The following is a 14,287-nucleotide window of genomic DNA, read 5'->3' as shown; positions in this document are numbered from 1 at the left end:
ACGTATTTGAACGGCCCGCGCGCGACCAGCGGCTCGTCGAGGATGATGATCCGCGTCGTCCAGCGCGCGCCGAGGCTGGTGAGGATCCAGACGCGCAGCACCTGCAGCACCGCGAAGAGCGCGAGCCAACCGAGGTGAACGGGCTGACCGAGACCGAAGACGATCAGGCACAAGATCCACACGCTGTGCATCGCAACCATCACCGGGTAATGCGACGCGCCGACCTCATGGGCCCCGCGCGCCAGAAGCCGGGCGGTGTTGCGCTTGGCGATGACCAGCTCGCTCAGCCGTTGCACGACGATGAAAGCGAGGAACAGGAGGCTCGGGAGGACCATCAGGCGGCCTCCCTCTCGCTTTGGGCCGGGCCGACATGGAAGGGCAGGAAGGAAGCGGTGAAGCCGGGGCCGAGTGCGCAGCCCATCATCTGCCCGGTCTTGCCCGCGTCCAACACCGCCCGCATCACGAACAGCATCGTCGGTGCGGACATGTTGCCCGCCTCGCGCAGCACCGCGCGTTCGGCATCCAGAACGCCCTGTTCAAGATGCAGCGCGCCTTCGATCGCCTCCACGACCTTCGCGCCGCCGGGGTGGCAGACATAGCGGTCGATCTCGTCATGGTTAAGGTTCGCTGCCTTGAGCGCGCCATCGGCTGCCTCCGCGAACTCGGACGTGACGAAGCCCGGGATCGAGCGGTCGAAGATCACGCCGAAGCCGATCTCGTCCACGTCCCAGCCCATGATGTCGAGCGTGTCGGGCCATGTCTTCTGATGGCCTTGGCCAAGCGAGATTACCTGACCCGCGCCGGGCGCTTCGGTGCTGATACAGGCCGCAGCCGCGCCGTCCGCAAACAGCACGGCCGCCACGATATCGGCCTTCTGCATCCGGTCCGCGCGGAAAGACAGCGAGCAGGTTTCGACCACGACGAGCAGCACCTTCGCCCCCGGACGCCCCGCCGCGATGGATTGCGCCGTCGACAGCCCCGAGACGCCGCCCGCACAGCCCAGACCGAAAATCGGCACCCGCATGATGTCATTGCGAAATCCCATCTCGCCGAGAACCTGCGCCTCGAGCGAGGGCGTCGCGAGCCCGGTCGAGCAGACCGTGACCACGCAATCGACCTCCGAGCCCTGCCAGCCTGCGGTGTCGAGGGCCGCCTGCGCCGCGTCGACGAACAGCGCCTTCGCACCCTCCATGAAAGCCGCGTTGCGATCAGCCCAGCCGTGCGGCTCCGAGAACCAATCGATTGGCACGACCGAATAGCGCCGATCGATCCCGGCCGTGTCGAAGGTCTTCGAGAGCCGCTCGAATTGCGGGTAGGTCTCGCCGAAGATGATCTCGGCCCGCTCGCGCACTTCCGATTGCGCGAGGCAATGGGGCGGCAGGGCGGTGGAGAGACCGTGAAGATAAACTGACATGGCAATTCCTTTTCGCTGAAGGCTGATCCAAGTCAGTCCTCAAGGAAGCTTTGAAAAAATCGGGGGCGCGTCGGATTGCCCTTTAAGTCAACGGCCCGCAGATGGCTTTGGTTCAGCCGCAGGGGGAAGAAAGCGAGACCGGAGGGCGTGCTCCGCGCAGTTCAAGAACGTTGCGCATCTATCGAAAAAGATTAGTTTTTTTTGGGTTATTAATTGCGCGATTTTCGCTTGAAACACCAAGCTGTGATCCCTGGCCCGGGCGTGCGGGGGCTGTGACGAGCCGCCAGCATCGATCCAAGGTCCCCGCAGGATCGGCGCGCGTAAGCGTGTATTCAGCTTAAAGTCGCAGCGTAGGTATCTGGTTTTGCGACGTTTTTCAAATTTAGATTATTCCCAAAGGGGTACGCCAAGACTGCAACGCCGCGGCGCGGCACACGGCGACTTGAGGCCGAATTCGTGTTTCGAAACCGGTTTCGGCTTTACGAAACCGGTTTCGCGACCTTAGTCTTTCGCCATGGAGGAGATTCGCGACACCGATAAGAAGCCGTCCGCACCGGCGCCGCGCCGGGTGCGGATTTCTGATCTTGCGCAGGCTCTAGGCCTGACCAAGAGCACCGTGTCGCGGGCGCTCAACAATTATTCCGACATCTCTCCCGAGACCCGCGAGCGGGTGGCGCGCGTGGCCGCCGAAATGGGCTATGCGCCGATGCCCTATGCGCAGGCCGTGCGCACGGGGCGGGTGCGGGCGCTGGGTCTGGTGCTCGAACTCGACGCGCCGGACCGCTACGGGCCGTTCCTCACGGATTTCCTGGGCGGGATCACGCAGGAGGCCTCGCTCGAAGGCTGGACCCTGACGATCGCCTCGTCGAACTCGCGCGAGGAGATGGAGGACACGGTCACCCGGCTTTTGCAGGAGCACAAGGTCGACGGCTTCATCCTGCCGCGGACGCAGGTCGTGGACCCGCGGGTGAAGTTCCTGCAGGCAAAACACGTGCCCTTCGTGCTGTTCGGCCGCACTGGTCACGGCCAGCCCGATCCGGGCCTGTCGTGGTACGACGTGGATGGCGAGGGCGCGATGCGTGCCGCGGTCGCGCGGCTGGCGGGGTTCGGTCATCGCCGCATCGCCTTCGCCGGGTCGCACGCAAGCTACAATTTCGCGCTGCTGCGCCGAGACGGCTACCGCGACGGGTTGGAAGAGGCCGGTCTGCCTTTCGATCCCGCGCTCGAGCTGATGGAGATTTCCGACCGTTCGGAAGGGGCGCAGGCCGCGCGCGACCTGCTCGATCTGCCCGATCCCCCGACCGCGATCGTCTATTCCACCGACGCGACTGCGCTCGGGGCCTATGACGTGGCGCGCGAGCGGGGGCTGACGATCGGGCGCGACCTGTCGATCATCTCCTATGACGGTATTCCCGAGGGCCGGATGGTCGATCCGCCCCTCACGACATTCGCAGTCGACAGCCAGCACGCGGGCGCGCGTCTCGCGTCACTGCTGATCGCGCAGCTCCGCGGTGCGCCGCCCGGAGAGCTGACGGAATTGGTGGCGGCGCAACTGGAACCGGGAGGCTCCGACGGGCCGCCGGTCGACCCATAAGAGAAACGCAATCTACTGGGAGGAAAGTAAATGAAGCTAATTCGAGGACATAAAACGGCGATGCTGATGGGCTCGACCGTTCTGGCGCTGATGGCGGGTGCTGTCGCGGTGCAGGCGCAGACGATCAAGTTCTGGACCACCGAGGAACAGCCCGAGCGTCTGGCCAAGCAGCAGCAGATGGCCGACGACTTCAAGGCCAAGACCGGCATCACCGTCGACGTGATCCCGGTCACGGAAAGCGACCTGAACCAGCGCGCCACCGCGGCTTTCGCGGCGGGTGATCTGCCCGACGTGATCTACACGCCGCTGCAAAACGTGCTGCCCTGGACCGATGCGGGCATCGTCGACACGCTGGCGAGTTCGGACGTGGTCGACAAGCTCGATCCGGCGACCTTCGCACCCGGCGCGCTGAAAATGGTCGAGACGGATGGCGATTACGCCGCCGTGCCGGTCGATGGCTGGACCCAGATGATCCTTTATCGCAAGGACCTGTTCGACAAGGCGGGTCTCGCGCCGCCGACCGATTTCAAGTCGATCGAAGCCGCGCTCGACAAGCTCAACAATCCGCCGAGCATGTATGGCTTCGTCGCCGCGACCAAGGTCGACGAGAACTACATGAGCCAGATTCTCGAGCAGATTTTCCTCGCCAACGGCGTCTCGCCGGTGGGGCCGGACGGCTTCAAGCCGCTCGACGAGAAGAAGACGGTCGAGGTGCTGAACTTCTACAAGAAGCTGGCCGATGCCTCCCCGCCCGGCGAGAACTACTGGAAGCAGTCGCGCGAGCTGTATTTCGCGGGCAAGGCGGCGATGATCATGTGGTCGCCCTTCATCCTCGACGAGCTGGCCGGTCTGCGTGACAGCGCCCCGCCGATGATCAACGACGATCCGACCTCGACCGAGCTGTCGAAGGATACCGGCGTCGTGACCAACCTCGCGGGCCCGTCGAACCCCGACGGTGCGAGCTGGGCGGACCTGCGTTACTTCACCATCACCGCCGATGCCGACACCGAAGCGGCCGAGCAATTCGTCGATTACTCGATGAATGACGGCTACGAGCAGACGCTGTCGATCGCGCCGGAGGGCAAGTTCCCGACCCGTCGCGGCACCGATGCGGATCCGGAGAAGTTCACCAAGCTCTGGGCGACCCTGCCGGTGGGCGTAGATCGCAAGGCGCCGCTCAAGGATCTCTACGCGCCGGCCGTGGTCGACGAGATCACCAAGGGTCTCGACACCGCACAGCGCTGGGGCGTGAAGGACGGGCAGCTCGCGCTGGCCTCGAAGATGCTCAACAGCCAGGTCATCAACCGGGTTGTGCGCGACTTCATCGACGGCAACATCTCGGCCGAGGATGCGGTCGCGAAGATGAACGACGAGCTGGGCAAGATCAACTGATCCGACCTCTGGCCGGGGCAGGGCGGTTGCGCCTTGCCCCGGGACCAAAGCCCGCTCTGACTGCATGGATTGGAGACTGTCATGACTGACATATCGCCGCCCAAGGGGCGCGGCGCGCTTGCCCGTCGCGAGGCGCGCCTGGCCTGGGGCCTGCTGTTCCCGACCATCGCGATCGTGGCGCTTGTCGTGATCGTGCCGCTGCTGGCGATCTTCTGGATCTCCTTCAAGCCGGTGACGCTGGGCGATCTGCGTCCGGCCGAGATCCGCACACGGGTCGCGCTGCGCGACCGCGGCGATCAGGCGCTTCTGGAACTGCGCGTCATCAACCCCTCGCGCGAGCAGGAGATGCGCAATGCGGCGCTCAATGTGACCCTGCCTGAAGGCGTTGCGCTGACCGGCGATCTGCCTCAGGGCTGCGCAATGGACGGGCAAGACCTGTCTTGCGATTTCGGCACGCTTGAGGCCGGCGCGAACGAACGTTTCCGCGTCGATGCGCAGGTGACGGGGGACACCCGCGAGGCAGAGCGCGCGATGCGTGACGCCGAGGTCAAAGCGACCGGTCACGTCTCGAACGTTCTGACGAATTCCACCTTCACGCTCGACAACTTCCGCCAGCTCTTTTCGGGCAGCGAGTTCTGGAGCGTTCTGGGTATTACGCTGTTCTATACGGTCTTCGGCACGCTGGGCGCGCTGGTCGTGGGGCTGTTTGCGGCGCTGCTCCTGAACAAGAGCTTCCGCGGGCAGGGCATCCTGCGCGGGCTTTACCTCTTTCCCTATGTGGCCCCGGTGATCGCCGTGGCCTTCACATGGATCACGCTGTTCGATCCCTATTCGGGCTCCGCCAACGCGCTTCTGGTGCAGATGGGCGTGAGCGAAGGCGCGATCAACTTCTTCGGGGCCAAGCCGCTCGCACTCATCATGGTGACGGTGTTCGAGATCTGGCGCTATTTCCCGCTCTCGTTCCTCTTCATCCTCGCGCGGATGCAGAGCATCGACACGGATATGTATGAGGCGGCGGATATGGACGGGGCCTCGCCGTTCCAGAAATTCTGGTATCTCTCGATGCCGCAGCTGCTGGGGATCCTCTCGGTCCTGTTCCTGCTCCGCTTCATCTGGACCTTCAACAAGTTCGACGACATCTTCCTGCTCACCGGCGGCAATGCCGGCACGCGGGTCCTGACGGTCAATGTCTACGAACAGGCTTTCGCGGTGTCGAATATCGGTGCGGGTGCCGCGGTCGCCGTGGTGATCTTCGCCTGCCTTCTGGTCTTCTCGGGGCTGTTCTTCCGCACCATGAGCCGGGAGGAAGGGCTATGAAAATCCTGCATAAAGGCTATCTCACCGGGCCGATCATCGGGGCGCTCTGGGCGCTGGTCATGTCGGTCACGCTGGGGGTCGCGATCTCCTTTGCCACCGGCGCTGCGGCCAAGCCCGCTCTGATTGGGTCGCTGATCCTCGGCCTCGCGACCGGGTTTGCCCGCGTGCGCATCGCCAATCGCTGGGCTGCGGATGCGGTGGCGGTGATCGTGGCGCTGGCGCTGATGGCGGTGGGCCTCGGCGCGCTGCAATTCGACGACAGTTTCAACTTTGTCTGGCGCGTCGCGCTGAGCGTGGTGCTGGCGGGAGCGGTCTCGATCCCGCTCAACTCGATCCTGCGCGAGCTGCGGTTCGGTGCGCTCACCCGCCACCAGTTCGAGGATGCGGTGATCCGCTTCCTCACCGGCTTCGGCTACATCTTCTTCACCGCGATCGTGGTCATCCCGTTCTACGTGATGGTCATGACCTCGATGAAGTCGCAGCAGCAGCTGATGCTCAACCCGCTCGATTTCTCGATCGACCTGAGCCGGGGCTGGCACCTGTTCGACAGCTATTACGAGTTGATGACGCGGTTCCATTTCGGCCGCTACCTCTGGACGAGTTTCTATGTCTCGGTGCTGACCGTGCTGCTGACGCTGCTGTTTTCGGTTCCCGGCGCCTATGCGGTGGCGCGGCTGCGCTTTCGCGGGCAGAAAGTGTTCTCGCGCGGCATCCTGCTGATCTACATGGTGCCGATGATCGTGCTCGCGCTGCCGATCTACATCGCCTACTCGATGGTCGGTCTGCGTAACTCGATCCTCGGGATCGTCATGATCTACCCGGTCACCACGATCCCGGTCGCGCTTTACATGCTGCAGGGCTATTTCCGCGGCCTCCCTGTGGAGGTCGAGGAGGCGGGCCTGATGGACGGGCTCTCGCGGCTCAAGGTGATCTGGAAGATCACGCTGCCGCTGGCGCTGCCCGCGATGGCTTCCGTCGGGCTCTATGTCTTCATGATCGCATGGAACGAGTTCCTGCTCGCCTTCATGCTGCTCGACGATCCCAGCAAATTCACCCTCACGCGGGGCATTGCCTCGCTCAACTCCTCCGAGATTCCGCGCCAGCACCTGATGGCGGGCGCCGTCATCGCGACGGTGCCGATCATGGCGCTGTTCCTCGGGCTCGAACGTTTCATGACCCGCGGCCTGACGGCCGGCGCGGTGAAAGGATAAGATATGATGACCGAAACTCTGGCTGCCGCAGACGACTTCTCCGACCGGGATGCCGCGGCACGCGACATCCTCACCCAGAACGACCGGGGCGGCTATACGGTGCCGACCGACGGCCTCTATCCCTACCAGTGGAACTGGGACAGCGCCTTCGCGAGCCTCGGCTTCGCCGAGTTCGACCTGGACCGCGCCTGGCAGGAGATCGAGACGCTGTTCTCGGGGCAGTGGGACAACGGCATGGTCCCGCATATCATCTTCCACAAGCCCGATCCGGGCTACTTCCCGGGCCCCGACGTCTGGGGCTGCAAGGGGCCGATCGCGTCCTCGGGCATCACCCAGCCGCCGGTCGCGCTGAGCTTCGCGACGCGGCTTCTGGCGGCTGACCCGGAGGCAGGGGCGGCCCGTTTCGCCGCGCTCTATCCGAAGATGCGCAAATGGGCGGAGTGGTTCCTGAAATGGCGCCGCGACGAGAAGGGCGCGATCTTCGTGATCCATCCGTGGGAGTCGGGCCGTGACAACGCGCCGGACTGGGATGACGCGATGAGCGGGATCGACCCGCAGGACGTGGGCCATTACGAGCGCCGCGACACCCAGCATGTCGACGCCTCGATGCGCCCGACGAAATACGATTACGACCGCTATATCTGGCTGGTGCAGCGCGCCAAGGCCCTCGATTGGGATGATGCGAAAGTCGCCGAGGGCAACCCGTTCAAGGTGGCCGATCCGACGATGCATTTCATCCTGATGCGCGGCCTGCGCGACCTGCTGGCGGCTGGTGAGGCGCAGGATCTCGACACCGGCGACATGGCCACGCAGCTGGCCGAACTTGAAGCCGGTGCGGACGCGCTGTGGAACCCGGGCATGGGCTATTACGACAGCTACAACTGCAACAATGGCATCTGGTCGAACGCGCTGAGCAACGCCTCCTTCCTGTGCTGGTTCGGCGGGCTCGACGCGCCGCATATGGAGCAGCATCTGGCCCGTGTGCTCGATGCGGCCCCCTATGGCGTGCCCTCGCTCGCACCCTTCGATCCGCGGTTCGACGCCAAGCGCTACTGGCGCGGCCCGACCTGGGGGATGATGAACATGATGATCGGCGAGGGCGCCTCGGAGCGGGGCGTCGCGCTTGGCGAAGAGGTCCGCAAGCGCACCCGCGAGGTGATCGGGCGCTATGGCTTCGTCGAGTATTTCGACCCGATGACGGGCGCAGCCGCGGGCGGCAAGGCATTTACCTGGACGGCGGCCGTCTGGCTCGCCTGGGCCGGCAAGGAGGGGTGAAATGGGTTCGATCACGCTAAACGGTGTCGAGAAGTGGTTCGGCGACGTTCAGGTCATCAAGGGCATCGACCTTGAGATCAAGGATGGCGAATTCGTCGTCTTCGTAGGCCCCTCGGGCTGCGGCAAGTCCACGCTTCTGCGGATGATCGGCGGGCTTGAGGATACCTCGCGCGGGGCGATCGAGATCGACGGCGCGAATGTGACCGATCAGCCGCCCTCGAAACGCGGCCTCGCGATGGTGTTCCAGTCCTACGCGCTCTACCCGCATATGTCGGTGGCCGAGAATATGGGCTTTTCGCTCAAGATGGCGGGGGCCCCGCAGGAGGACTGGCGCGCCAAGGTCGACGAGGCGGCCGATATTCTGAAGCTGCAGAGCTTCCTCGACCGGCGGCCCAAGGACCTGTCGGGCGGCCAGCGTCAGCGCGTGGCGATCGGGCGGTCGATCGTGCGCGACCCGACGGCGTTCCTCTTCGACGAGCCGCTGTCGAACCTCGACGCGGCGCTGCGGGTGGAGATGCGGCTCGAGATCGCGCGGCTGCACCGCAACCTCAAGCGCACGATGATCTACGTCACCCACGATCAGGTCGAGGCGATGACGCTGGCGGATCGGATCGTGGTGCTGGAATACGGCAAGATCGCGCAGGTCGGCACGCCGCGCGAGCTCTACGAGAAGCCCGCGAACCTGTTCGTCGCGCAATTCATCGGCAGCCCGAAGATGAACGTGATGCCCTGCGCGGTCTCGGGCGGCAGCTACAGCCTCGAAGGCGGGCGCGGCGGGGCCTGTCCCGCACCGCAAGCCACGCAGCTTGGCATCCGGCCCGAGCACATCTCGCTGGTGGCCGAGGGCGAGGGGCAATGCGACGGGCGCGTCGACGTGGTGGAATTCCTCGGCGCGGACACGTTCATCCTGTTCGATTGCGGCCCCCTGGGCGCCGTGAACGTGCGCGTCGCGGGCGATACCGATCTGCGTCCGGGCGATGTCTCGGGGCTGAGCTTCGAGCCGGATCGCACGGTCTTCTTCGACGCGGACGGCATGGCAGTCTGATCCCGAGCGCCCGGGCGTGCGGCCCGGGCAACGCGGAAAATTGCGCGGGCAGGGGGCGAGGCGACGTCGTCTCGTGCAGGCGCGTCAGTGCGTCAATTCACGCAACAGAGGCGCGCCTAGCGACTTCGCGCGCACATGCTCAAAAATTGTCGGTCCGGCATCCCCCGGGTGCCGGATCTCTTTGCCGTTCTGTCGCCGCTCAAGTGTCTCCTTTTACAAAATTTCCTTCAGTTATCATTGGGTTCCCTGACGCTTTTCTCAAATTAATGTGACCGGCGGACGATTGCTGATCGGGAGCACCGGCGCTACCGTTCGCGGCAATCGTCGAACGGGCGCATTCGCGTGCACTGCGCAACCTGAAGATCGACGATGGGCCGAGACGCTCCCCCGGGTGGAAGCACGCCCGCGCGGGGAGGTCGGACGGTCTCATCACGCGCAAGGCGAATGCGATCCGAAAACGATCGTGAACAATCCAACGGATGAGAGGAAAACATATGCGGAAGACGACACTTCTCGCGGTCGCCGGTGCGACCGCTATGGTCACCGGCTTTGCAGCCCAGACCGGAACCGCCCGTGCCGCCGAGCAATGCGGTGACATCTCGATCGCCCAGATGAACTGGGCCGCTGCCGAGGTCACCACCAACATCGCGAAGTTCATGCTGGACCAAGGCTACGGCTGTAACACCAGCCTGGTCAAATCCGACACGATTCCCGCGATCACCTCGATCGCCGAAAACGGCCGCCCCGACGTCGTCACCAACCTGTGGCTGAACTCGGCTGGCGACGCCTACAAGAAGCTCGAGAGCGAAGGCAAGATCAAGCGCGTCGCCAAGACGCTTCAGCCGGGTGGCGTCGAAGGCTGGTGGATCCCCACCTACCTTGCCAAGGAGCACCCCGAGCTGAAGACCATCGAGGGCGTGATGGCGCATCCCGACTGGGTCGGCGGCACGTTCAACAACTGCCCCGACGGCTGGGGCTGCCGCGTCGTGAGCGACAATCTGATCAAGGCGCTCGACCTCAAGAGCTCGGGCATCGAGGTGTTCAACCACGGCTCCGGCCAGACGCTCGCCTCGTCGATCGGTTCGGCCTTTGCCGACAAGAAGCCGTGGTTCGGCTACTACTGGGGCCCGACCGTGGTCATGGGCAACTACGACATGACCCGCGTGAAGCTTGGCGATTACGACAAGGCCAAGTTCGACAACCTCCAGAACAAGGACGCGTCGAACCCGCAGGTTTCGGACTTCCCGGCAGCGCCCGTGCTGACCTCGGTGACGAGCGACTTCGCGGATACCCATCCGGCGGAGACCGAGTTCTTTTCGAAGATGAGCTTCAAGACCGACACCATGTCGAAGCTGCTCGCCTGGCAGGACGAGAACAAAGCCTCGGGTGAAGAGACGGCGGTCTACTTCATCAAGAACTACCAGGACACCTGGAAGAACTGGCTCGATGCCGATGCCCAGAAGAAGCTTTCGAAGCTGATCGGCGGATGATCGTGACGCGCGCCTGACGCGCAACACATGGACGGGGCCGGGACAGGCCCCGTCCTTTTTCGATCAATCACGCAACAATATGGGACGGGTCTCCTTCGGCGACCCGGAAAACCAATGGCAGCTTACGAGAATTTCTTCAACGCGGTGGGGCTGAAGGACTGGTGTTCGGCTGGCGGCGACGGTGGCGGCGGCATGACGTCGATGGCCGACCTGATCGCGCAGACCGACGGCACCACGACGCAGGGCCCCAGCCTCTGGAACTGGCCCTTCCCCTCGCTCGACGCCCTCAACAAGGCCTGCGGGGCGATCCCGCCCTCGCGCGACGTGACGCAAGGCCTCGAGGACGGCTTCCTCGCGATCCGTGGCGGGCTGCGCGCCGTCGTGGACCCGCTCACACAGCCGCTGAGCTGGGCCCTGCGCGACATGCTCTGGATCATGACCAACACGCCGTGGTGGCTGATGGTGCCGATCCTGATGCTGATCACCTGGCTGGTGACGCGCTCCTGGAGACTGGTGGTCTTCGTGCTGGTCTCGATCGCCTTCCTCGCCTTCATCAATCACTATGAGGCGGCGATGCAGACGCTGGCGATCATCTTCGTCTGTGCCTTCATATGCGTCCTCTTCGGGGTGCCCATAGGCATTGCGATGTCTCGGAGCGACCGGCTCCAGCGCACCGTGATCCCGATCCTCGACATGCTGCAGACGCTGCCGCCCTTCGTCTATCTGATCCCGCTGATCTTCCTGTTCTCGGTCACCGAACCGAAGCTCTACGGTATCGCGATCATCCTCTATGCGATCGTGCCCGTGGTGCGCCTGACCGATCTGGGTATCCGTCTGGTCGATCCCGACGTGATCGAGGCGGCAGACGCCTTCGGCATGACCAAGCGCCAGAAGCTGTTCGGGGTGCAGATCCCGCTCGCGCTGCCCAACATCATGGCCGGCGTGAACCAGACGATCATGATGAGCCTCGCCATGGTGGTGATCGCTTCGCTCGTCTCGGCCCCGGGTCTCGGCGTGCTCGTGCTGCGCGGCATCCGGTCGCTGGAACTGGGCACGGGTCTCGTGGCTGGCTTCGGGATCGTGATCATCGCGATCCTGCTCGACCGCGTGACGAAAGCCTCGCTCGCCCGGATCGACACCAGCAAGAGCCGGAAGTGAGGAGACAGGCATGACGAAAGAAATCAAAGTCTCGATCCGACACCTCTACAAGATCTTCGGGTCGGATCCGCAAGCGGCGCTCGAAGACGTCAAAGCGGGCATGGGCAAGCCGGAGCTGCTCGAGAAGCGCAACCACGTGCTCGGGCTCAATGACATCAACGTTGACATGAAAGAGGGTGAGATCACCGTCATCATGGGGCTTTCGGGCTCGGGTAAATCCACGCTGATCCGGCACCTCAACCGGCTTATTGAGCCCACCGCTGGCGAAGTGATCGTCAATGGCGAGAACATCCTCGACTATAACGAGGCGCAGCTGCGCAAGCTGCGGCGCGAGCGGATGTCGATGGTGTTCCAGAAATTCGCCCTTCTGCCGCACCGCACGGTGGCGGAGAACACGGCGATGGCGCTGGCCACCCGTGGCTTCCCGGCGTCGGACTATGTCTCCGAGGCCGAGAAGTGGCTCGACCGCGTCGGGCTCGGCGGCTATGGCGATCACCACCCGCACCAGCTCTCGGGCGGGATGCAGCAGCGTGTGGGCATCGCCCGGGCGCTGGCGTCGAACTCGGACATCATGCTGATGGACGAAGCCTTCTCGGCGCTCGATCCGCTGATCCGGACCGACATGCAGGACCTGCTGCTCGAGCTTCAGGCCGAGCTGCACAAGACCATCATCTTCATCACCCACGATCTGGACGAAGCGCTCAAGCTCGCCGATCACCTGGTGATCCTGAATGATGGTCGGGTGGTCCAGCAGGGCGAGCCGCAGGAAATCCTGCTCAACCCGGCGGATCCCTACATCGAGGACTTCGTGGCCGACATCAACCGCGCCCGCGTGCTGCGCGTGCGCTCGGTGATGGAACGCGGCGCGCCCGAGGGCGAGATGTCGGGCGATATCGACGGCAACGACAATCTCGAGAGCGTCATCGCCAAGGCCGAAGGGGCGCTCGATCGCCGCTATCGCGTCATGATGAGGGGCGAACCGGTGGGCAGCCTCACCATGCCCTCGATCATGCGCGCGCTGGTGCCCGCACAGTCCTCGGGCGAGACCGCCAAGCGGTAAGAAGAAAGGGATCCGCCCCTGATTGGGGCGGGTCCGACCCGCCGCGCGACAGGCGCGGGCTTTTCCCAAAAGTCAGCTCAAATGCCGTGGAAGCGGGGCGCGCGCCGGTCCGTGGGGTGGCGCATCGAGAGGGCAGCGCCCGACCTCGGGTGGGCGCATGTCCCCGACCTTGGTGGTCTACGCTTTATCCCGCCGCACCCTTCCGACATTCATCCGCGCGCAGGTGGCGCAAAAGCGCCCTCCCGGGGGGAGGTCGGGCGCTGCCCGGTGTGCTGGTCGCACCCCGGGCCAGCCCTTAGCTCCGCACGACGTAGACCGAGCACTCCGCATGGGTCACGACATGGGACGCCGTGGTGCCCAGAAGGTAGTCCTGCACCTTTGGGTTGGCCGCTTCCATCACGATCAGGTCCACCTTGCGCTCATCCGCCAGCTTGACGATCTGGCGGTGTACCGCGCCCTTGCGCACGACCATCTCGACCTCGGTCACCCCGCTGGCGGGATTGTCGTTGAGGAATTTGCGCAGCTGCTGGCCCCAGTAGGTATCCGAGTTGTAGATGTTGAGGTTACGCTCGATCTCGGGCGCGATCGTCGCCACGATCAGCTTCGCACGGCGCCGCCGCGCCATCTCGACGGCTTCCATATAGGCATGATGCTCGACCTGTGCGTGGCGCAGGTTGATCGGGCAGAGGATGAGCTTTGTCTGGCGTGCCATGATGGCCTCCGGGGGAAATTCGAGGCGGAGAATGAACCGCGTGGCGACCGGGCGCAAACCCGGATTGAACGAGCCCCGCGCCTACGACGATTTTTCATCCTCCAATCGAGCACATACGTCGCTCCAATGCCCCGATGCGACATCGATGAGCGCGTATTCCCGCAGCGCATAGCACGGCTCAGTCCCGGATCGCTCGGGGGCAGGTCGGTTGTGCATACCCGCACGCCGTCCACCGCATCCCGCGCCGGATGATCCCGGTCATCTGATTGACCCGAAGGTCGTCGAGCATGTGGCCCATCGAGCAATAGAAGATGCACCGGGCTCATCGTTCAAGACGGTGTAGCCGAGGATGATGTGGGGTGTTCACGCGTGGCGAAGGGCTTTTGCTCTGTCCCGATTACCGATTGGCAGGAACAGATTAGATTTTCCGCACTGGGTGATGGCGGAGACGAAGTCCGCTACATGCTCGGCGTCTTCATATTTAATATAAATAAATCAAATGTATACAAAACACACGCGACGCAAAATGTGTTGCAGTGTGTGTTGCAAAATCTGATTGTCACCTTCCGGGCCACGATGACACGAAGCCCGCTTCCCCGCTATCCTGAAATGAGTAACC

Annotated in this window: 13 protein-coding genes; 10 read left to right on the top strand and 3 right to left on the bottom strand. The window is 64.0% G+C overall.

Annotation, left to right across the window (positions count from 1 at the left end):
• Positions 1–335: isoprenylcysteine carboxylmethyltransferase family protein (locus B3D39_RS04955; protein WP_286789434.1), on the bottom strand; the 335-nt coding region annotated here is incomplete at its 3' end.
• The gene (locus B3D39_RS04950; RefSeq protein ID WP_286789433.1) at positions 335–1,414 is read right to left on the bottom strand and encodes a type III polyketide synthase; all 1,080 of its coding nucleotides are present in this window, start codon (positions 1,412–1,414) and stop codon (positions 335–337) included. The genes B3D39_RS04955 and B3D39_RS04950, both read right to left, overlap by 1 nt.
• A gap of 514 nt (positions 1,415–1,928) precedes the next feature.
• Here B3D39_RS04950 and B3D39_RS04945 point away from each other — a divergent pair.
• The 9 genes from B3D39_RS04945 to B3D39_RS04905 all read left to right on the top strand — a co-directional run bounded on the left by B3D39_RS04945 (position 1,929) and on the right by B3D39_RS04905 (position 12,956).
• A complete protein-coding gene (locus B3D39_RS04945) occupies positions 1,929–3,008 on the top strand; it encodes a LacI family DNA-binding transcriptional regulator (protein ID WP_286789432.1) in 1,080 nt (359 codons plus the stop codon).
• Positions 3,009–3,038: 30 nt separating this feature from the next.
• Entirely contained in the window at positions 3,039–4,400 is a 1,362-nt protein-coding gene (locus B3D39_RS04940) for an ABC transporter substrate-binding protein (protein ID WP_286789431.1), read from the top strand.
• Between the two features lie 81 nt (positions 4,401–4,481).
• On the top strand, positions 4,482–5,717 hold the full coding sequence (locus tag B3D39_RS04935; RefSeq protein ID WP_078605739.1) for a carbohydrate ABC transporter permease: 1,236 nt from the start codon (positions 4,482–4,484) through the stop codon (positions 5,715–5,717).
• On the top strand, positions 5,714–6,928 hold the full coding sequence (locus tag B3D39_RS04930; protein WP_078540492.1) for a carbohydrate ABC transporter permease: 1,215 nt from the start codon (positions 5,714–5,716) through the stop codon (positions 6,926–6,928). The genes B3D39_RS04935 and B3D39_RS04930 overlap by 4 nt, the downstream gene beginning before the upstream one ends.
• A 6-nt stretch (positions 6,929–6,934) precedes the next feature.
• On the top strand, positions 6,935–8,203 hold the full coding sequence (locus tag B3D39_RS04925) for an MGH1-like glycoside hydrolase domain-containing protein (protein WP_286789430.1): 1,269 nt from the start codon (positions 6,935–6,937) through the stop codon (positions 8,201–8,203).
• A gap of 1 nt (position 8,204) precedes the next feature.
• Positions 8,205–9,248 (top strand): ABC transporter ATP-binding protein, encoded by a 1,044-nt coding sequence (locus B3D39_RS04920; RefSeq protein WP_286789429.1) that lies wholly within the window; start codon positions 8,205–8,207, stop codon positions 9,246–9,248.
• A gap of 494 nt (positions 9,249–9,742) precedes the next feature.
• Positions 9,743–10,738, top strand: a complete 996-nt coding sequence (locus tag B3D39_RS04915; RefSeq protein ID WP_286789428.1) for an ABC transporter substrate-binding protein — start codon at positions 9,743–9,745, stop codon at positions 10,736–10,738.
• A gap of 114 nt (positions 10,739–10,852) precedes the next feature.
• Entirely contained in the window at positions 10,853–11,896 is a 1,044-nt protein-coding gene (locus B3D39_RS04910; RefSeq protein WP_078540496.1) for an ABC transporter permease, read from the top strand.
• Positions 11,897–11,906: 10 nt separating this feature from the next.
• Positions 11,907–12,956, top strand: coding sequence for a quaternary amine ABC transporter ATP-binding protein (locus B3D39_RS04905; protein ID WP_078540498.1), 1,050 nt, complete (start codon positions 11,907–11,909; stop codon positions 12,954–12,956).
• A gap of 295 nt (positions 12,957–13,251) precedes the next feature.
• On the opposite strand, the gene B3D39_RS04900 is transcribed toward B3D39_RS04905, so the two are convergent.
• Positions 13,252–13,668, bottom strand: a complete 417-nt coding sequence (locus B3D39_RS04900; protein ID WP_078520990.1) for a universal stress protein — start codon at positions 13,666–13,668, stop codon at positions 13,252–13,254.
• Positions 13,669–14,037: 369 nt separating this feature from the next.
• On the opposite strand from B3D39_RS04900, the gene B3D39_RS04895 reads away from it, so the two are divergent.
• Positions 14,038–14,287 (top strand): hypothetical protein (locus B3D39_RS04895; protein WP_286789427.1); only part of this gene is annotated, 250 nt, incomplete at its 3' end.

The organism is Thioclava sp. UBA3469, from assembly GCF_002378135.1.
GTDB lineage: Bacteria > Pseudomonadota > Alphaproteobacteria > Rhodobacterales > Rhodobacteraceae > Thioclava > Thioclava sediminum.
Note: the sequence above shows the minus strand (reverse complement) of the source record. Positions and strands in the feature narration are given on the sequence as shown.